Annotated in this window: 19 protein-coding genes; 11 read left to right on the top strand and 8 right to left on the bottom strand. The window is 33.6% G+C overall.

The window, feature by feature from the left end:
* Position 1: 1 nt before the first annotated feature.
* Complete coding sequence (locus ACRASX_RS11890) at positions 2–625, top strand: hypothetical protein (RefSeq protein ID WP_066307959.1); 624 nt, start codon at positions 2–4, stop codon at positions 623–625.
* 9 nt (positions 626–634) lie between these two features.
* Here ACRASX_RS11890 and ACRASX_RS11895 read toward each other — a convergent pair whose 3' ends face one another.
* The 7 genes from ACRASX_RS11895 to ACRASX_RS11925 form a co-directional block, all read right to left on the bottom strand.
* Positions 635–1,207 (bottom strand): cytochrome b/b6 domain-containing protein, encoded by a 573-nt coding sequence (locus ACRASX_RS11895; RefSeq protein WP_066307956.1) that lies wholly within the window; start codon positions 1,205–1,207, stop codon positions 635–637.
* Positions 1,208–1,219: 12 nt separating this feature from the next.
* A complete protein-coding gene (locus ACRASX_RS11900; protein WP_432221375.1) occupies positions 1,220–1,861 on the bottom strand; it encodes a DsbA family oxidoreductase in 642 nt (213 codons plus the stop codon).
* A gap of 197 nt (positions 1,862–2,058) precedes the next feature.
* Positions 2,059–3,177, bottom strand: a complete 1,119-nt coding sequence (gene dnaN / locus ACRASX_RS11905) for a DNA polymerase III subunit beta (RefSeq protein WP_066307953.1) — start codon at positions 3,175–3,177, stop codon at positions 2,059–2,061.
* A 106-nt stretch (positions 3,178–3,283) separates the two neighbouring features.
* Positions 3,284–4,969, bottom strand: coding sequence for a gliding motility-associated ABC transporter substrate-binding protein GldG (gldG, locus tag ACRASX_RS11910; RefSeq protein ID WP_432221376.1), 1,686 nt, complete (start codon positions 4,967–4,969; stop codon positions 3,284–3,286).
* Positions 4,969–5,694, bottom strand: a complete 726-nt coding sequence (gene gldF, locus ACRASX_RS11915) for a gliding motility-associated ABC transporter permease subunit GldF (RefSeq protein WP_432221377.1) — start codon at positions 5,692–5,694, stop codon at positions 4,969–4,971. Before gldF ends, gldG begins: the two co-directional genes overlap by 1 nt.
* 47 nt (positions 5,695–5,741) lie before the next feature.
* Positions 5,742–6,038 (bottom strand): putative quinol monooxygenase, encoded by a 297-nt coding sequence (locus tag ACRASX_RS11920; RefSeq protein WP_066307943.1) that lies wholly within the window; start codon positions 6,036–6,038, stop codon positions 5,742–5,744.
* Between the two features lie 49 nt (positions 6,039–6,087).
* Complete coding sequence (locus tag ACRASX_RS11925) at positions 6,088–6,918, bottom strand: SAM hydrolase/SAM-dependent halogenase family protein (protein ID WP_066307940.1); 831 nt, start codon at positions 6,916–6,918, stop codon at positions 6,088–6,090.
* 183 nt (positions 6,919–7,101) lie between these two features.
* Between ACRASX_RS11925 and ACRASX_RS11930 the strand changes: the two genes are divergently transcribed.
* From ACRASX_RS11930 to ACRASX_RS11940, 3 genes are all read left to right on the top strand, one after another.
* Entirely contained in the window at positions 7,102–8,052 is a 951-nt protein-coding gene (locus ACRASX_RS11930; RefSeq protein ID WP_066307938.1) for a PhoH family protein, read from the top strand.
* A 201-nt stretch (positions 8,053–8,253) separates the two neighbouring features.
* Entirely contained in the window at positions 8,254–9,090 is an 837-nt protein-coding gene (locus ACRASX_RS11935) for a Cof-type HAD-IIB family hydrolase (RefSeq protein WP_066307930.1), read from the top strand.
* A gap of 197 nt (positions 9,091–9,287) precedes the next feature.
* Positions 9,288–10,241, top strand: a complete 954-nt coding sequence (locus tag ACRASX_RS11940; protein WP_432221378.1) for a phosphoribosylaminoimidazolesuccinocarboxamide synthase — start codon at positions 9,288–9,290, stop codon at positions 10,239–10,241.
* 74 nt (positions 10,242–10,315) lie between these two features.
* Here ACRASX_RS11940 and ACRASX_RS11945 read toward each other — a convergent pair whose 3' ends face one another.
* Positions 10,316–10,996: a Crp/Fnr family transcriptional regulator gene (locus ACRASX_RS11945; protein WP_066307924.1), complete on the bottom strand. Its 681-nt coding sequence runs from the start codon at positions 10,994–10,996 to the stop codon at positions 10,316–10,318.
* Between the two features lie 206 nt (positions 10,997–11,202).
* On the opposite strand from ACRASX_RS11945, the gene ACRASX_RS11950 reads away from it, so the two are divergent.
* The 7 genes from ACRASX_RS11950 to ACRASX_RS11980 all read left to right on the top strand — a co-directional run bounded on the left by ACRASX_RS11950 (position 11,203) and on the right by ACRASX_RS11980 (position 19,200).
* Complete coding sequence (locus tag ACRASX_RS11950) at positions 11,203–13,584, top strand: heavy metal translocating P-type ATPase metal-binding domain-containing protein (protein WP_432221379.1); 2,382 nt, start codon at positions 11,203–11,205, stop codon at positions 13,582–13,584.
* Between the two features lie 116 nt (positions 13,585–13,700).
* Entirely contained in the window at positions 13,701–13,892 is a 192-nt protein-coding gene (ccoS, locus tag ACRASX_RS11955; RefSeq protein ID WP_066307919.1) for a cbb3-type cytochrome oxidase assembly protein CcoS, read from the top strand.
* Between the two features lie 2 nt (positions 13,893–13,894).
* Positions 13,895–16,081, top strand: a complete 2,187-nt coding sequence (ccoN, locus tag ACRASX_RS11960) for a cytochrome-c oxidase, cbb3-type subunit I (RefSeq protein WP_066307916.1) — start codon at positions 13,895–13,897, stop codon at positions 16,079–16,081.
* 6 nt (positions 16,082–16,087) lie between these two features.
* On the top strand, positions 16,088–16,267 hold the full coding sequence (locus ACRASX_RS11965; RefSeq protein ID WP_066307915.1) for a cbb3-type cytochrome oxidase subunit 3: 180 nt from the start codon (positions 16,088–16,090) through the stop codon (positions 16,265–16,267).
* Positions 16,268–16,283: 16 nt separating this feature from the next.
* Positions 16,284–17,159: a cbb3-type cytochrome c oxidase N-terminal domain-containing protein gene (locus tag ACRASX_RS11970; RefSeq protein WP_432221380.1), complete on the top strand. Its 876-nt coding sequence runs from the start codon at positions 16,284–16,286 to the stop codon at positions 17,157–17,159.
* Positions 17,160–17,228: 69 nt separating this feature from the next.
* Positions 17,229–18,647, top strand: a complete 1,419-nt coding sequence (ccoG, locus tag ACRASX_RS11975) for a cytochrome c oxidase accessory protein CcoG (protein WP_432221381.1) — start codon at positions 17,229–17,231, stop codon at positions 18,645–18,647.
* A 103-nt stretch (positions 18,648–18,750) separates the two neighbouring features.
* Positions 18,751–19,200, top strand: a complete 450-nt coding sequence (locus tag ACRASX_RS11980; protein WP_066308297.1) for a FixH family protein — start codon at positions 18,751–18,753, stop codon at positions 19,198–19,200.
* The last annotated feature ends 27 nt before the right edge of the window (positions 19,201–19,227 follow it).

Consider the following 19,227-nt stretch of genomic DNA (forward strand, 5'->3'; position numbering starts at 1 on the left):
TATGAAGAAAATAGTACTTGCCTTAACTTTCGGATTTTTGTTTTCTTGTGGAAATAAAAAAGACGTTCTATTGCCAAAATCAGATCGATCTGTTGTAACTGAAGTAGTCGATCATTCGCCAATTTATATATTTTTTAAAATGGAAGGAACTGATACCATTGCAGATGTAAATCGCAAAAACAGTATAATTTCTACCAACTGGTTAGTAAACATCGACAAACGCTTACCTTTAGCACTAGCTATTCCCGAGGTAATTAAACTGCAAGAAAAGAAACGCAAGGAAAAAGCTCATAAAAATGAAAAAGCAGAGAATTACTACTCATATGCCGATTCAATTGGAAAAAATTTAGCATTTATTCCATTCACGTATGTGTATTATAAAATGGAGCGACCTACAACTAACGCTACTGTTTATTTTAGAAAAAACAATGCTATTTTGATTAATGGAATTGCAATAGAAAAAAAAGAACTAGCCGAAAAATTAGCTATTTTATTTAAAGAAGATCACGAAACTTTAATTTTGGGATTTGACAAGCATCTTGATTTCGGAAGCTACATTCAATATAAAGTCATACTTGAAAAATATATAAATTCTTCAACTGCTGCTGAAGAATTTATATATTAAAGAATAAATTTATTTCTTACCGCCACTTATAATTTTAGAAATTAAGCCACGTTGCGTTGTTAATTCGGCACCGAAGACACCAAACAAATGGATTACGATAAAAGCGAGTAAATAATAGATCGATAAAACGTGAATGTTTTCTGCAGGTCCAGCTAGGTTCTGTGGGCCAAACATCATTAATAAACCGGTAGTTAAAGAAACCGACACACATACATAGAATACAATGTAACTCCAATATTGAAATTTTTCTTTAAAAGTAAATTCTCTCGACATTGGATTGGTAAATTTCATTTGCCCTAAAAACGGAACCAATAAACGAATCGCATACAGTCCGACTAGGGCATAACCAATGTAAATGTGCCAATCCCACATTGGTTTTCTTATTTTTTTTGCGAGCTGAATTGATTGTTCGTCGGTCAATGTTTGATTGTTATCCGCCATAAAATTCTGGATGATGGCGGCTACATTGTGTTTGTTAAGCCAAGTTGACCTTAAAAATATAGTGAAAAGAAGCATTAGAAAGCAAATTGCAATTGCCCAATGTAAAATTCGGTAGGTGATTGAATAATTTCGTGATTTCATAACTGTATCTCTTTATTTTTTATCGTTTTGAATAACTTCCTGAATAGTTTTTACAAATGCATCAACAGGTTGCGCACCCGAAACCGCATACTTTCGATCAAAAACAAAAAAGGGAACACCTTGTACACCAATTTCTCTTGCTTCTTCAATATCGGTTTGTACCTCGTTTAAAAATAAATTGGAATTTTGTAATACCTCTTCAACTTCTTTTTGATCTAAACCCACTTGCATCGCCAAATCTAAAAGTATAAGAGCGTCATTCAAATCTTTTCCATCCATGAAATATGATTTTAGAAATAGCTCTTTCATTCGGTCTCCTAATTTTTTTTTCTTAGCTAAATGCAAAATACGATGCATATTTAGCGAATTTGTAACAATTGCTTTTTCAAAATGATAGTCTAGACCAACTTCTGCTGCGCGATCCACTACATTTTGGTGCATTGCTTTAGATTCGGCAACCGAAATTCCCTTTTGTTCAGCGAGATAGGTGTAAACGTCTTTTCCTGGTTGGGGTTGTGTATTGGGATTCAATTGAAAGCTCTTCCATTCAATTTCAAAATCTTCAGCAGGAAATTGCAGTAGAGCTGCTTCTAAATGTCTTTTTCCGATATAACAAAACGGACAAACAATGTCGGACCAAATTTCTATTTTCATACCATAAAAATACTCAAAAAAAAGTACATAGCGTTTTTAGAAATTCAAATGATTCTGTTAAAAGTAAAAAGCCGCAAATTCAAATGAATTTGCGGCTTCAACATATAAAAATTGGTTGGTTAATAGCTATTTTTTACAATAGTACAGCTTTTAATTCATTTACAAAGAATCAAATTTAACAAAAAAAGTATTTAATGTTAACTGTTCAGCATCACAGGCATAACAAGCATAGTAACTGTTTCTCCCTCTTCTAAGCCATCTACAGGAGTCAAAATACCAGCTCTGTTTGGTAAAGACATTTCCAACATAATCATGTCTGATTGTAGGTTGGTCAACATTTCTGTTAAGAAACGCGAGTTAAAGCCAATTTGCATGTCATCGCCTTGGTAATCACAAGTCAAACGTTCTTCAGCCTTGTTAGAATAATCAATATCTTCAGCAGAAACATTTAATTCTGCACCCGCTATTTTTAAACGAATTTGGTGCGTAGTTTTGTTTGAGAAAATGGCGACACGTTTCACTGAGCTTAAGAAAAGTGAACGATCGATCATCAATTTGTTTGGATTCTCTTTCGGGATTACTGCTTCGTAATTTGGATATTTTCCATCAATTAAACGGCACATTAAAATATAATTATCGAATGAGAAAGTAGCATTCGAATCATTGTACTCAATTTTTACTTCTGCATCCGAAGTTCCTAAAATACTTTTTAAAATATTTAATGGTTTCTTAGGCATTATAAAATCGGCTACTTGAGATGCTTTTACATCCGTACGTGCATATTTTACTAATTTATGAGCATCGGTAGCTACAAAAGTTAATCCTTCTGGTGAAAACTGAAAAAATACTCCCGACATTACCGGGCGCAAATCATCATTACCAGCAGCAAAGATTGTTTTGCTTACTGCAGTGGCTAAAACATCAGCAGGAACAAGAGTTACCGATGGATCTTCTAAACTTACTGCTTTTGGAAATTCTTCGCCAGCTGCGTACGCTAAAGCATACTTACCTGAATTAGAACTAATTTCTACTGTATTATTTTCTTCGACAGTAAAAGTTAAGGGTTGTTCTGGAAATGTTTTTAAAATTTCCAGTAATAATTTGGCAGGAACGGCAACATTTCCTTGACTTGTAGAATCAATGGATAAAGTAGCAGACATGGTTGTTTCTAAATCAGATGCCGAGACGGTCAAAGAGTCGTTATCTAATTCAAATAAAAAATTATCTAAAATAGGTAAGGTGTTATTGCTATTAATAACACTACCTAGAACTTGTAATTGTTTTAATAAGTACGAACTCGATACTATAAATTTCATCTGTTGTATTTTAATATTTAACTATATTTAGTTTCATTTTGCCGAACTAAGATAGGTTACAAATATATCGTAAACAATCCTAGTATCGAAAATTTTTTATTAACACTTACCGTGCATATTTTCTTTTACGAAGAAAGGTAAACAGAAGTCCGAAAAGCCCTAAAATAGCGATTGGAAGCCCGATAGTTAGGATTTGCGTTTGCGTATAGTTTTCGTAAACTTTCTGTTTATCGAGTAATGGCAAATCGAGATCTTTACTTCGAATGTTAATAAGTCCCGTATCATCTAGCAGATAATTGACGCAATTAATCACAAAATCTTTGTTGTCGTATAAATTACCAGAGCGCTGATCGTAACCTAATTCTACTGGCATTCCGTCTTTATCCAATTGATTTTTCATGATATCTCCATCTGAAATCACAATCATTTTTGTTGGTTTTCCTTCTTTCAGAAATTCACTTTCTACAAATGGTAAAACTCTATTTTCATAAACCGATTTAAAGTTGCCTTCCAATAAAACTGCCATTGGTAAATTACCAGTATTAATGTAATGATTTGGCGAAGTTTCTTCGGCAACGATATTTAGATTTATTTCGGATGGTGTTCCTACTTTTTTAGAATATTGAGACGATTGCAGTAAGACTGTTTTCTTGATTCCGTTTTTTAAAGTATCAATCGGATTAGCAAAATCGAACTTAATACCGCCCAAATTTTTTACAATTGGATGTGGCGTTGTTGGATAAATTTGAGGAGCGAATTTCCAGTTGAAATCTTGGTACTGGGTTGCGCTTCCTTGTTCACCAGTCGCTAATTTGATAGGGCTACCTTGTTCGTCTTTTACTAAATCGGGCGTAATTCTAAATCCGTATTTAAAGAACATGTCGTTCAAATTTAAGTCTTTAGGAAAAGCCAATGTCGCCCCCGAATTATTGTACAAGCTATCCATTTCGGCAGTTACTTGGTCAATAAGCCAAAGTGTTTTTCCGCCACTCATGATAAACTGATCTACAACTTGCTTCTCTTCGTCGCTAAAAGCTTCTGTTGGTTTAGCAATAATCGCTAAATCGTAGTCCTTTAGCGCTTTTAAAGTTCCATTTGGGTCTTTAGCAACTGAATCTAATGTAAAAGGACCAATGTGATAGCTTTCACGAATTTGCATTAAAAACTTTGCCATATAAATTTCTCGAAGTTCACCGTTTCCCTTGATGATGGCTACTTTTTTCTGTTTTTCGGTACTAAGTTTATAAATCGCATCAGCAATAGAATATTCTAAATGTTGAACGGAACCAATTACTTTTTGTGTAGTTGAAGCGCCCATCATATTTTTAAGTAAAGGAATATTTACCTCTTTGCCATTGTAAACCGCAATTGCCCACGGAAAAACCATGGCTTGCGACTGTTTACCTTTATCATCTACTGTAATGTTTACAGGAGTTAAACCTTTGCGATACAGTTCTTTAATTAAATCTTGACTTTCTTTTTCGTTTTCTAAAGGATCTACAAATTCAAACACAATACTACGATTGTACGCTTGAAATTCTTCTAGTAGTTGTTTGGTTTCCAGTTGTAATCGACGGAATTCTGGTGGTAGATCACCTTGCATGTATATTTTTATCGAAAGCGGATTTCTAACTTGGTCGACAATTTTTAATGAAGTTTCTGATAAAGTATAGCGCTTGTCTTTTGTTAAATCAAAACGATGAAAAACATAAGAACCAGCAAAATTTAGTGCGATTAAAATTGCAATCACAATAAGTAATGATTCGATATTTTTTTTGGAAGAAGCTCTCATTACTTTTTAAATGATTTTAATTGAAAAACGGTCAACGAAAGAAACAATATGGCAATGCTTGCAAAATAAATTACATCACGAGAATCAATCACACCTCGGCTCATGCTCTTATAATGATCTTGCATTCCGATAGCTGCAATAGGTTGTGACAAACCAGAGATAACGCTTGCTAATCCATCAAATCCAAAAAAGAGAAAGAAGCACAGAAATACCGAAATAATAAAAGCTACGATTTGATTTTCAGATAAAGTAGAGGTGAATATTCCGATGGAAGAATAAGCTGCGATCAAAAACAAAAGCCCGAAATAAGAACCAATTGTACTTCCCATATCAATATTTCCTTCGGGCATTCCTAGATCTGAAATTACTTTCACATATATAAGCGTTGGAATAATCGCGATTACAATTAATAAAAATGAACCTAAAAATTTACCATTTACAATTTGCCAAATAGACAAAGGTTTTGTCAATAAAAGTTCAATAGTACCTTGTTTTTTTTCATCCGAAAAACTGCGCATCGTAACGGCAGGAATTAGAAAAATTAAAATCCAAGGTGCTAAGGAGAAAAACGGATTCATATCGGCAAATCCAGAATTTAAAATGTTATAGTCTCCTTCAAAAACCCATAAAAATAATCCGTTGCTTATTAAAAACAAGCCTATAACTAAATACCCAATGGGCGAGCCGAAAAAAGATTTTATCTCTCTTAAAATGATTGATTTCATTTATTATTTTTTAATCGTTGATTTGTTTTGAATTTAGAAAATCAAAACTATGTTAAACTAACTAATTTATCGACACTCCACGCTTCGGGCTTCTCGTTGAATAGTTTTTTGGTAAAGCTCCAAACTGATTTAAAAAGTTCAGACTGTCTGTAGTTTTCTAAGTCAGCTTCAGTTTCCCAATAGCTGTATGTAAAAAAGATATTTTTGTTGTTTTTGTCTTGGTACAATTCTAAAAAACAGTTGCCAGGTGCGTTTCTAATTTTTTCTTTAACTGATTCGAAATTTGCAAGAAAATCAGGTATTTTTTCTTCTTCAAAACTCATTTTTACAATACGTACCAGCATAATTATTTGTATTCAATTGGGTTGCAAATGTATTTTATTTTAATGAAAATTAATTCGAAAACTGAATTATAATTGGGTCTCTGTAATTAAGTCCTAACAAACTATTTGCCGATCCAACAGTGGCAGGATTACTTCTAAAAATAGCGATTTCGAGAAAGCCTGCTTCATTAAAAATGGCTAGTTTTTCGCCTTCATAAGTTTTTATTGGATATTTATTTGACGAAGCAATTGCCGAATAATTGGGTAATATTGTCTTAATGCTTCTTGGTTTCATCACAATTTCATAACTACGTCCTTTAGCCACTTCGATAAATTGCTTTTTAGAAATATTGGTGACTACGTTTCCTAAATGATCAATATAAATGACACATCCTTTTAAGCTGTTGCCATCATTGCCCACTACCGATTGCAATTCGGTAATTTCTTTAATATTTTGAATGTCTTTGCCAATAACATTAAGTGAACCACCCTTTGCTAAGTGGCAAGCTACTTTTACGAAAATATCCAAATCGGTAAAATCAACCGGAAAACGATCGTGAATGTTAATAGTTACAATTTTTTGCGGCGTAATTTTTTGCGTGAGCATACTCAAGATACCATTATCGGCGCAGATAAAAAAGTGATCGTTCCATTGCATAGCAATGTGCTGATTTTCTTTGTTTTTTTCGATGTCGACACCAATTAAATGAACGGTTCCTTTGGGAAAGCTCAGGTAAGAAGCACCAATTATATAACAAGTTTCCATGGCATTGAAGGGATCGATGTCGTGGGAAATGTCGATAATTTTGGCCTCATTAAGCTCGGAAATAATCTTCCCTTTTAATGCGCCAACAAAGTGGTCTTTTAAGCCATAATCGGTAGTGAGCGTAATTATTGACATCATTTTGTTTATAACTATTGGTAGTATTTAAATCGAATTTTTATTAAATTTGAGAAATGCAAAGCTAATAAATAGGTTTGCAAAAATGCATTAATCGAAAAACAAATTCCATATTTGGAGTAAAGATACCCGACAGCACGCTAATTTTTAAAAAGATTTTATTTTAATTTAAAACTACCTCATTTGAACGAAAGAATAATCGAGCTCATAGACATCGCTCCAAAAGAATTCTGGGGCGCTCAAGACTCTCATCTTGAAATTATAAAAAAGTACTATCCAAAGCTGAAGATTGTAGCAAGAGGTACAACTTTGAAAGCTTTTGGCGAAAAGGATGTTTTAGACGAATTCGAAAAACGATTTCAACGATTGATGTTACATTTTACCCGATACAACACCATTGACGACAACGTAATTGAACGCGTAATTATGAGCGATGGTCGGGAAGATAAAAAAGCATTTGACCACGACAAAGTATTGGTACATGGTGTAGGAGGTAAGCTGATTAAAGCGATGACGCCCAACCAGCAATTGTTAGTAGATACCATTAATACTAACGATATGGTATTTGCTGTGGGACCAGCAGGAACTGGTAAAACGTATACTGGAGTTGCCATGGCGGTAAAAGCCTTAAAAGAAAAACAAGTAAAACGTATCATTTTAACTCGCCCAGCGGTAGAAGCAGGAGAAAATCTTGGATTTTTACCAGGTGATATGAAAGAAAAATTAGATCCGTACATGCAACCACTTTATGATGCTTTGCGAGATATGTTGCCCAATGAAAAATTGGAAGATTATATTTTAAAAGGTGTTATTCAAATCGCTCCATTAGCATTTATGCGTGGTCGAACGTTAGACAATGCCTTTGTAATTTTGGATGAAGCGCAGAATACAACTCATTCGCAAATGAAAATGTTCTTGACACGTATGGGCAAAAATGCCAAGTTCATGATTACTGGAGATCCAGGTCAAGTCGATTTGCCGCGTCGAACAATTTCTGGACTAAAAGAAGCTTTACTGGTTCTTAAAGATGTAGAAGGAATTGGATTAATTTACTTGGATGATAAAGACATTGTTCGCCACCGTTTGGTAAAAAAGGTAATAGATGCTTACAAACAAATTGAAAATAACGACTAATAATTAACCTTAAGATCAAAATAACATTCGTTGTAAAAGATTCCAACTGGAGCTTTTATAACGAATGTTTTCTGTATTGATACTGTGTAAAGTTTTGTTAATCAAATAGTAAAACTTTGCTTTTTTAAGATTGAAAAACAGTTATTCTTTGTTAATGGAAAAGCAATTTTGTAATTTTGCCATTCAATTTGATATAAATTTATGACTACCGATTTTAGCAAGATAAAAGTAATAATAAGTGATTTAGACGGGACCTTACTAAATCAAGAACATAAAATTTCTGATTACACCAAAAAAAATTTCAAAGAATTACACGACAAAGGCTATTTAATTATTGTTGCCACGGGTCGCCATCATATGGATGCTATGGCAATTCTGGATACTTTAAATATTCCTATTTACTTGGTTAGTTCTAACGGAGCTCGAATTCATGCTCCAAATCGAGACGAACTGTATTCTTTTAATTTAGAAAGTGATGTGGTAAAAGCAGCTTTAGATGTAGATATTGATCCAGAGATTACTGTTGTTCTTTTCAAAGAAAATAGCTGGCAGACCAATAGAGTTAACGAAAAGATAAACAGTTTTCAGACGGAATTAAAGTATCTCCCTGAATTAGTTGACTACAAACAATTAGATGATTTTACCGCAATTAAAATTTTCTTTTCGCATGAAAACCATGAAAAGTTAATTCATTTAAAAGACACTATTATAGCTAAAGGCGCCGATTCATTGCATCATGCTTTCAGTTTGCCAACTTGTTTAGAGTTTATGGATAAGTCGGTTGACAAGCGATTTGCAATTGAAAGAGTTCTTGAGAAAGAAGGGTTTACAATGCAGGAAGCTATGGCATTTGGAGATGGTTTTAATGATTTACAGATGTTGTCTTCAACCGGGGTAGGACTTATTATGGGAAATGCTCCTCAAAGTTTTAAAGATGTTTTACCACAGTTAACCATAATCGGTACAAATGCAGACGACGGTGTGGCGCAGTATCTTTTTAAAAATTTGGTAGCAGTTTCTGAAACGATTGCCAATTAATGATCAATAATTTTTTAGAAAACTATAAGATATATAAATTTTTAAAACCTCAAAACGTATAATTTTGAGGTTTTTTATTTTAATTTTTTTTTAAATCAAAAATTTATCACTTTTATTAATCGCAACTGTATTTTTCATGATGTAACTCTACGAAATAGTTTTAAATTTGCATACAAAAAACAAACACAACGATACTAATGAGTAATACAATCACCACTACTGATTTTAATTTTCCAAATCAAAAATCGGTTTACCGAGGAAAAGTTAGAGAAGTTTATAATATTAATGACGAACTGCTGGTTATGGTCGCAACCGACAGACTATCTGCTTTTGATGTTGTTTTGCCAAAAGGAATTCCATATAAAGGTCAAATTTTGAATCAAATTGCAACTAAATTCATGGAATTAACGCAGGATATTGTTCCGAATTGGTTAATTGCTACTCCAGATCCAAGTGTAGCTGTTGGTCATTTGTGTACTCCTTTTAAAGTCGAAATGGTGATTAGAGGGTATCTTTCGGGTCATGCTGCGCGTGAGTATGCTGAAGGGAAAAGAACTATTTGTGGTGTCGCAATGCCAGAAGGATTAAAAGAAAATGACAAATTTCCAGATGCTATTATTACGCCAACAACAAAGGCTGACAATGGTGAACATGATGCTGATATTTCGCGCGAAGCAATTTTATCTACCGGAATTGTTTCTGAAGAAGATTATGTGATTTTAGAAAAATATACAAGAGCACTATTTCAAAGAGGAACAGAAATTGCCGCTAGTCGGGGTTTAATTTTAGTAGATACTAAATATGAGTTTGGAAAGACAAAAGAAGGTGTAATTGTTTTAATTGATGAAATTCATACACCCGATTCGTCTCGTTATTTTTATTCTGAAGGATATCAAGAAAGACAAAACAACAACGAAGAACAAAAGCAACTTTCCAAAGAATTTGTGCGTCGTTGGTTAATTGAAAATGGTTTTCAAGGGAAAGAAGGTCAAGTAATTCCGGACATGACCGATGCTTACATTGAAACCGTTTCTGAACGGTACATTGAATTATACGAAAAAATATTAGGCGAAAAATTCGTAAAAGCAGATATTGCTAATATCGAAGAAAGAATTAATACCAATGTTTTGAATTATTTGACTCAAAAATAAATCAAAATTTTAATTATAAAAAAACGCAGTATCAATTGAGATGCTGCGTTTTTTACGAATATATAAGTTTAAAATTATTCTGCCATTTTTTGAAGTTCACGGCTATTTTTGATGATTATTTTTTTACCAGCAATTTCAATTAATCCTTGCTTTTTAAAATCAGACAACAAACGAATACAACTTTCAGTTGCCGTACCAATAATGCTTGCTAACTCATCGCGTGAAAGCTGAATGCTTAGCGACTGGTCGGTTTCCAAGCCAAAGTTATCTTGTAAATATAATAGAGTTTGAGCCAAACGTTCTTTAACCGTTTTTTGCGCCATGGCAACTTTATCGTTTTCTGATTCTTTTAAGTCTTCGCAAATAGTTTGCATCAAACTCATAGAAAATTGATTGTTAGTATTAAAAAATCCTAACATTTCTTTTTTCGGAATGTAACACACTTCCATGTCAGAGATTGCCTTGGCACTCAAATTAGCGGGCTCGTTACTAATCATAGAGCGTTGTCCGAGCAATTCGCCAGATTTAACCAATTTTACAATTTGGTCTTTTCCATTTGCGCTTAATTTAGATAATTTTCCAACACCATTTTTCACACAAAAGACACCATTGGTTACTTCGCCTTCCTCAAAAAGCGCTTCTCCTTTTTTTATCGTCAATGTTTTTTTACTATTGGCTAACTGAATAACTTCTTCTTTGGTCAAAGCCTTTAAAGAGGTTAATTGTCTAACAATACATTGATCACATTTATTCATTTGTTGGTGGAAAAATTAGCTGCAAATTTACGGATAATAAAGATGAAAGAATAATATAATCACTTTAAATTGAGTTAAATGTTTTTAACTAAAATTGTGTACTCTATATTTATTATATCAGTTTTAAATTCGGAGCTTTGTGACAAATATCATGTAAAGTTTAAAGCCAAATTTCGAAATTTGTAGCGTAAAAAGTATTTCAATTTATGAATAGTCTGAATTGTTTTCATTGTGGATTAATAATTCCAAAAAATGATCTTATTGTTTTTGATGACAAGAGTTTTTGTTGCAACGGTTGTAAAACAGTGTACGAAATTTTTAGCGTAAACGATTTAGGCTCTTACTATGATTTTGAGAATGCGCCAGGAGCAACTCCGCTGGATATTCAAGGTAAGTATGACTTTTTGGATAATGAAACGATTGTTTCAAAATTACTTGAATTTCAAGAAGAAAACATTGCAATTGTATCATTAAATATCCCGCACATTCATTGTAGTTCTTGTATTTGGATTTTAGAGAACCTGAATCGGTTGCAACCAGGAATTACTTCTTCTCAAGTTAATTTCCCAAAGAAAACAGTTCGAATTACATTCAACTCAACCAATCTAAAACTAAAGGAAATTGTATATCTTTTGGGTGCAATTGGCTATGAACCTTACATAAGTTTAGATAATTACGAAACAGGAGCTAAGGATGTAGATCGCGTTTTGATCTATAAATTAGGTGTTGCTTTTTTCTGTTTTGGAAATATTATGCTTTTGTCATTTCCAGAATACTTTGAAGTTAAAGAATTTTGGCTAGACAATTATAAACCTTTTTTTAGAGTATTAATTTTTAGCTTGAGTTTGCCTAGTTTTTTATATTCGGCGAGTGGCTATTACGTATCGGCATACAAAAGCATTAGATCAAGAATGCTGAATATTGATATTCCTATTGCTTTAGGAATCATTGTAATGTTTGTGCGCAGTACTTTTGATTTTGTTATGGGTTACGGCTCTGGTTTTTTTGATAGTTTAACAGGCTTAGTGTTTTTTATGCTACTCGGAAAAATGTTTCAAATTAAAACCTACAGCTTCTTAAGTTTCGAAAGAGACTTTAAATCTTATTTTCCAATTGCTGTTACCAAAGTGTCGGAAAATCAAAAAGAAGAAAGTATACCTATATATGATATCGTAAAAGGCGATCGTTTGTTAATTCGAAATCAAGAGCTAATTCCGGTAGATGGTATTTTAATTAGTGAAAGCGCCGCAGTTGATTATAGTTTTGTGACAGGTGAAGCAGTTCCTATTACAAAAAAATCAGGGGATAAAGTTTTTGCTGGAGGAAAACAAATTGGAAAAGCAGTCGAAATGGAAGTATTGCATTCTGTGTCACAAAGTTACTTAACACAATTGTGGGGAAATGCAATTTTTCAGAAAGATGTCGAGCGCAAACATAAAACATTGACGGATCAAATTAGTCGTTATTTTACGCCAATATTATTAATTATCGCTTTTGTCAGTTTTGGATATTGGATATTTATTGATGCCAATACCGCTTTTAATGTTTTTACTGCTGTTTTAATCGTGGCTTGTCCTTGTGCGCTTGCGCTGACAGCTCCATTTACCTTTGGAAATATTCTTAGAATTCTGGGGAAAAGACAATTTTATTTAAAGAACGCCTTGGTTATCGAGCAATTAGCAAAAGTAGATACTATAGTTTTTGACAAAACAGGAACGATTACGACAAATAAAAAATCGAGTATTACGTACGAAGGAACTGCGCTTTCAAACGATCAAATCGAGTTAATTAAGAATGTTGTACAAGCATCAAACCATCCGATAAGTCGAATGTTATATGATTATTTGCCAGAAGTGAATCGAATAAAACTGGTTTCTTTTGAAGAAATAACTGGAAAAGGAATTTTAGCTTCAACTGAAGAATTTACATTTAAGTTGGGTTCTGCTGAATTTGTTCACAGTATTACAGAAAACAACTCGTTTCAAACTACCTTACATATTCAGATAAACAATACCTATTATGGTAAGTATATTTTTAACAATCAATATCGAGATGGATTATCTGAGTTATTTACTACATTAAGTGAGAAGTACGAACTTAAAGTTTTATCAGGAGATAATTCAGGCGAAACGGAAACATTAGAGCAACTTTTGCCTAAAGGAACGCAATTGATTTTTAACCAGAAACCTGAACAAAAATTAGATTTTATTAAATCACTTCAAGAAAATGGTAAGAACGTAATGATGGTCGGCGATGGTTTAAATGATGCTGGAGCTTTGGCGCAAAGCAATGTGGGAATTTCGATTTCTGAGAATGTGAATGTCTTTTCGCCAGCTTGTGATGCCATTTTAGATGCTGGTCAGTTTAAGAATCTCAACAACTACTTAAACCTTTCTCATAATGCAACAAAAATTATAAAGATGAGTTTCGTGATTTCACTTTTATATAATGTTGTTGGTCTTTCATTTGCCGTCACGGGTAATCTCTTGCCTCTGGTTGCAGCCATTATTATGCCTCTAAGTACGGTGACTATAGTTTCCTTTGTTACTTTAATGAGTAATTACTACGCTAAAGTCAATTTAAAATAAGTAAAATTTGTTCAGTCAATTATATTTTCTACTTTTATCGGAATAGGTCATTATGATAATTGTCATATTTTAAAAGAATTCCAAAAAGTAACTTTGTTCACTCAATTCACTAAGTCATGAGCGTTATTTATTTATTAATTATTGTCAGTATTATTATTGCAATTGGCTTCTTTATAGCCTTTATAGTTGCAGTGCGATCTGGGCAATACGATGATGATTACACACCTTCTGTCAGAATGCTTTTTGACGATGAACTAAAACCCAACCCAAAAAATAAAATACAAACAACAGAAGAAAAACAAATCTAATTATGGAAATGCAACAATTTTATTACGACAACAAAATTGTAAAAAACTTCCTCTACGCCACAATAGTGTTTGGTGTAGTGGGAATGTTAGTTGGTCTTACACTCGCTTTTTTATACCTTTTCCCAAATCTTACCGATGGTATAGCGTGGTTAAGTTATGGTAGGTTAAGACCGTTACACACCAATGCAATAATATTTGCCTTTGTAGGAAACGCCTTTTTTGCCGGAATGTACTATTCTATGCAGCGTTTACTAAAAGCCAGAATGTACAGTGACTTTTTAAGTAAATTACATTTCTGGGGATGGCAGTTAATTATTGTTGCTGCTGCAATTAGTTTACCATTAGGACACAGTTCTAGTAAAGAATACGCAGAACTAGAGTGGCCTATCGATATCGCAATTACTGTTATTTGGGTAGTAATGGGTATCAATATGATTGGTACAATGATGCGTCGTAGAGAGCGTCACTTGTATGTAGCAATTTGGTTTTACCTTGCAACTTTTGTAACTGTTGCTGTTTTACATATCTTTAATAATCTTGAATTGCCTGTTTCGGCAATGAAAAGTTATTCGATTTACGCAGGTGTACAAGATGCATTGGTGCAATGGTGGTATGGACATAATGCCGTTGCGTTTTTCTTAACGACTCCGTTTTTAGGATTAATGTACTATTATGTTCCTAAAGCTGCCAATCGACCTGTGTACTCTTATCGATTATCAATTATTCACTTTTGGTCTTTAATTTTTATTTATATCTGGGCAGGACCACACCATTTGTTGTATTCTGCTTTGCCAAACTGGGCGCAAAATTTAGGAGTTGCTTTTTCAATTATGCTTTTAGCTCCTTCGTGGGGAGGTATGATCAACGGATTATTGACATTAAGAGGTGCTTGGGATAAAGTTCGTGTAGATCCTGTTTTAAAATTTTATGTAGTAGCAATTACTGGTTACGGTATGGCTACTTTTGAAGGACCAATGTTATCCTTTAAAAATGTAAATGCTATTGCGCACTACACAGACTGGATTATTGCACACGTTCACGTTGGTGCCTTAGCTTGGAATGGTTTCTTGACTTTCGGTATGATCTACTGGTTGATTCCACGACTAACTAAAACAGCATTGCACTCTATCAAATTGGCTAATTTCCACTTTTGGATTGGTACTTTAGGAATTATATTGTATACAATTCCAATGTACGTAGCAGGTTTTTTACAAGCTTCTATGTGGAAACAATTTAATCCAGACGGTACTTTGACCTACGGAAACTTCTTAGAAACAGTTACGCAAATTATGCCAATGTATTGGATGCGTGCTATTGGTGGAGTATTTTACTTAATCGGTATGCTTGTATTAGTATATAACGTGATTCAAACTGTTCGTGCAGGAAGTCGTGTTGAAGACGAATTGGCAGAAGCACCAGCTTTAGAAAGAATTAGTAGTAATAGATTAAAAGGTGAAAAATACCATTCGTGGTTAGAAAGAAAACCAATCCAATTAACAATATTAGCAACTATTGCTATTTTAATTGGAGGAGTGATACAAATCGTACCAACGATTATGGTTAAATCTAATATTCCAACCATTGCGAGTGTAAAACCATATTCTCCATTGGAATTAGAGGGTCGAGATTTGTACATTCGTGAAGGTTGCGTGGGTTGTCACTCACAATCAGTTAGACCTTTCCGTAGTGAAGTTGAGCGTTATGGACCACAAGCAAAAGCGGGAGAGTTTGTATACGACCATCCATTTTTATGGGGATCAAAACGTACAGGTCCAGATTTACTGCGAGTTGGTGGAAAATACAACGACAACTGGCACTTTAATCACTTCTGGAATCCGCAAAGTATTTCAGCTGGATCTATTATGCCAGGATACAAATGGTTGTTTGACAACAAGCCAATGGATATTTCTTTAACTCAAAGAAAAATGAGAGCTATGGTTACGCTTGGAGTACCATACACTCCAGAAGAAGTTGAAAATGGTCTTATTAATTTAAGAGCGCAAGCAATTGCAATCGAGAAAAATTTAGAAAATGATCCCGATTACGTGGCTAGTTACGAAGACAGTAAGAAGAAAGCAGCTGCACGTGGAGAAAAATTCGTTCCTATGAACGAAAGAGAAATTGTAGCGTTGATTGCTTACATGCAACGATTGGGAACTGATATTAAAGTGAAAGACAACGTAAAATAATACATTATGTTTGAACAAGTAAAGCACAACATGGACACAATTGCGGGAATAGAGATATTCCCGATTCTCTCACTATTAATCTTCTTTATATTTTTTGTTTGCCTTGGTATTTGGGTTTTCTCTTATAAGAAAGAAAAAATTGAGGAGATGAGCCAAATTCCGTTAAACGACAATCCAATTGTATAATTAAAAACAATTCAAAATGAAAAAATTATTCCCAGTATACGTTAGAGTACCGCTCATTTTATTTGTCGTTTTTGGCGCATTGGAATATTTTATAGATTCAGGCAGTCAGCCAGCTTTTATTAGATATCCGATGGTAAGTTTATTTTTATTAGTATTCTTATTTTTATTAATTGCGATCGAAATTACGGTTAAAGCTATTAGTCAAATTACCTATTCTTTACTTAGCGAGGAGCAAAAAGCGCAGTTAGAAATCGATGATAGTATTCCATTTACCGAAAAGGAATGGTATAAAAACTTGATGCGTCGTTTAACTAAAACGGAGCCGATGGAAAATGAAGCTAGTTTATTAATGCATCATGATTACGACGGAATTAAAGAGTTAGACAATAACTTGCCACCTTGGTGGACGTATTTGTTTATTGCTTCTGTTATTTTTGCTTTCATATATATGATTCAATATGAGCTTTTAGGAGCTGATAATCAAGAAGACGAATTGCGAATAGAATTAGCACAAGCTAAAATTGACGTAGCAGAATATATGAAAACTGCTCCAGATTTAATGGATGAAAAAACAGTTGTAGCACTTACAGATCCTGCAGATATAGATGCTGGTAAAGCTCTTTTTGCTGCCAATTGTGCTGCTTGTCACAGAGCAGATGGAGGTGGACAAATTGGACCAAACCTTGCAGATGATCATTGGATTTTAGGTGGTGGAATAAAAGAAATCTTTCATACTATTGCCAACGGAGGACGTGATGGTAAAGGTATGATTGCTTGGAAAGCTACTTTAAAACCAAAAGAAATACAAAAGGTATCTAGTTATATTTTAGCATTAAAAGGGAGCAATCCTGAAAATCCAAAGGCTCCAGAAGGAGAAGTTTGGGTAGAATAACACTAATGAAATTTTGATGATTCAACAACTGTTGTAGCTTAAAAGCGCAACAGTTAAACAATTAATACCATGTCAAATTTGCCAGACGAAGCGTTTAGAGATACCATTGGAACTTTAGATAGTGAGGGAAAGAGAAAGTATATTTTTCCTAAAAAGCCATCGGGAAAATATTACGATTATAGGAAATGGGTTAGTTATGTCTTATTATCAATATTCATTATTTGTCCATTTATAAAAGTAAATGGCAATCAGTTTATGTTGTTCAATATTATGGAGCGCCGTTTTAATATTTTCGGTTTTCCATTTTGGCCACAAGATTTCTATCTCTTCGTATTGTCAATGCTGGTCGGTGTTGTTTTTGTCATACTTTTTACAGTTGTTTTTGGCCGTATATTCTGTGGTTGGATTTGTCCTCAAACCATTTTTCTAGAACTTGTTTTTCGACGCGTTGAATATTGGATAGACGGTGATCATGGTGCGCAAAAACGTTTGGCAAAGCAACAATGGAACGCTGAAAAAATTAAGAAAAGAGTCTTTAAGTGGTTTATCTTTTTTCTGATTTCTTTTGTAATCGCAAATGTGTTCTTAGCTTACTTAGTGGGTAGTGATCAATTGTTCTTAATGATTGAGCAAGGTCCAGTAGACCAATGGAGCAATTTTGTCGCACTTCTTATTTTTACTGGAGTTTTCTATTTCATTTTTGTTTGGTTTAGAGAGCAAGTATGTATTATTGCTTGTCCTTACGGCCGTATGCAAGGTGTATTATTAGATAATAAATCAATCAATGTAGCGTACGATTTTGTACGTGGGGAGAAAGAGGTCGGACGTGCGCGATACAATAAACAGGAAGATAGAGATGCCTCGGGGAAAGGAGATTGTATTGACTGTAAACAATGCGTACATGTTTGCCCAATGGGAATTGACATTCGTGATGGGGTACAATTAGAATGTACCAATTGTACTGCTTGCATAGACGAATGTGACGTTATAATGGAAGGTATTGGATTGCCAAAAGGCTTAATTCGATATGCGACCGAAGATGAAATTGTTAAAAAAGAGCCTTTTCAGTTCACTGCACGTATGAAGGGGTATACCGCGATGTTGGTAATTTTGATGGGAATTTTAGTGGGAACTTTATTTTTAAGAAATGATGTGGAAGCTCTTGTTCTGCGTTTACCAGGGCAGTTGTTTGAACATAAAGGCGAAAATATTAGTAACATTTATACTTATAAAATTATAAACAAAACAATGAAAAATTATACCGACATCCATTTTGAACTAATTGATCAGAAAGGAACAATTCAGAATGTCGGAAACACACATTTTTTTGTTAAGAAAGAAGGAATGTCACAAGGAACTTTGTTTATTGAAATAAATCAGGCTTTACTGGAAAGTGACAAAACAACAGTAAAAATTGGTGTTTACAATGGAGATCAATTAATTGAAACTACGACTACAAACTTTTTAGGACCCCGAAGTTTTAATTAAAGAATTGGTTTTGTAATCGTTACTTTACAAAACGGTTTTTAAAATTATATTATTGACTGCGATAGGTTTACATTTACCAAGATTAAAAAATAAATATACAGCTATGAAAATTAATTGGGGAACAGGAATCGTGATTGCTTTTGTTTTGTTTATATCATTCATTTTGTATTTTGTATTAAAAGTACAATCAGATTCGAAGTATGACAATGATTTAGTAGTGGAAGATTATTATGTACATGATATGGGATTTAGTGATGAAATGAAGCGAGTGCAAAATGCTCACGATTTGAAAACAAGACCAGAAATTAATTTGACTGATGCTGGAGTAAAAGTTAGTTTTCCTGAAAGCTTTAGTGAGAAACATATTAAAGGAACTGTTACATTATATCGAGCATCCAATAAAAAACTAGATTTTGTCTCAGATATTAAATTAGAGAACTCAACTATGTTAATTACGGATCAAAAACTAATTCAAGGTGTTTGGAAAGTAAACATGGAGTGGGAGTATGAAGGTAAAAAATACTTGACAAAAGAAGAGATTTACGTTCACTAAAGAAGCTATACAGTATTTTAAAAAACA

This window comes from Flavobacterium sp. TMP13 (genome assembly GCF_050847115.1).
Lineage (GTDB): Bacteria > Bacteroidota > Bacteroidia > Flavobacteriales > Flavobacteriaceae > Flavobacterium.

Bases quoted from the DNA above. Each gene is read 5' to 3' on its own strand.
- ACRASX_RS11890 (WP_066307959.1), top strand. From the start codon at position 2: ATGAAGAAAATAGTACTTGCCTTAACTTTCGGATTTTTGTTTTCTTGT.
- ACRASX_RS11895 (WP_066307956.1), bottom strand. From the start codon at position 1,207: ATGAAATCACGAAATTATTCAATCACCTACCGAATTTTACATTGGGCA.
- ACRASX_RS11900 (WP_432221375.1), bottom strand. From the start codon at position 1,861: ATGAAAATAGAAATTTGGTCCGACATTGTTTGTCCGTTTTGTTATATC.
- dnaN (WP_066307953.1), bottom strand. From the start codon at position 3,177: ATGAAATTTATAGTATCGAGTTCGTACTTATTAAAACAATTACAAGTT.
- gldG (WP_432221376.1), bottom strand. From the start codon at position 4,969: ATGAGAGCTTCTTCCAAAAAAAATATCGAATCATTACTTATTGTGATT.
- gldF (WP_432221377.1), bottom strand. From the start codon at position 5,694: ATGAAATCAATCATTTTAAGAGAGATAAAATCTTTTTTCGGCTCGCCC.
- ACRASX_RS11920 (WP_066307943.1), bottom strand. From the start codon at position 6,038: ATGCTGGTACGTATTGTAAAAATGAGTTTTGAAGAAGAAAAAATACCT.
- ACRASX_RS11925 (WP_066307940.1), bottom strand. From the start codon at position 6,918: ATGTCAATAATTACGCTCACTACCGATTATGGCTTAAAAGACCACTTT.
- ACRASX_RS11935 (WP_066307930.1), top strand. From the start codon at position 8,254: ATGACTACCGATTTTAGCAAGATAAAAGTAATAATAAGTGATTTAGAC.
- ACRASX_RS11940 (WP_432221378.1), top strand. From the start codon at position 9,288: ATGAGTAATACAATCACCACTACTGATTTTAATTTTCCAAATCAAAAA.
- ACRASX_RS11945 (WP_066307924.1), bottom strand. From the start codon at position 10,996: ATGAATAAATGTGATCAATGTATTGTTAGACAATTAACCTCTTTAAAG.
- ACRASX_RS11950 (WP_432221379.1), top strand. From the start codon at position 11,203: ATGAATAGTCTGAATTGTTTTCATTGTGGATTAATAATTCCAAAAAAT.
- ccoS (WP_066307919.1), top strand. From the start codon at position 13,701: ATGAGCGTTATTTATTTATTAATTATTGTCAGTATTATTATTGCAATT.
- ccoN (WP_066307916.1), top strand. From the start codon at position 13,895: ATGGAAATGCAACAATTTTATTACGACAACAAAATTGTAAAAAACTTC.
- ACRASX_RS11965 (WP_066307915.1), top strand. From the start codon at position 16,088: ATGTTTGAACAAGTAAAGCACAACATGGACACAATTGCGGGAATAGAG.
- ACRASX_RS11970 (WP_432221380.1), top strand. From the start codon at position 16,284: ATGAAAAAATTATTCCCAGTATACGTTAGAGTACCGCTCATTTTATTT.
- ccoG (WP_432221381.1), top strand. From the start codon at position 17,229: ATGTCAAATTTGCCAGACGAAGCGTTTAGAGATACCATTGGAACTTTA.
- ACRASX_RS11980 (WP_066308297.1), top strand. From the start codon at position 18,751: ATGAAAATTAATTGGGGAACAGGAATCGTGATTGCTTTTGTTTTGTTT.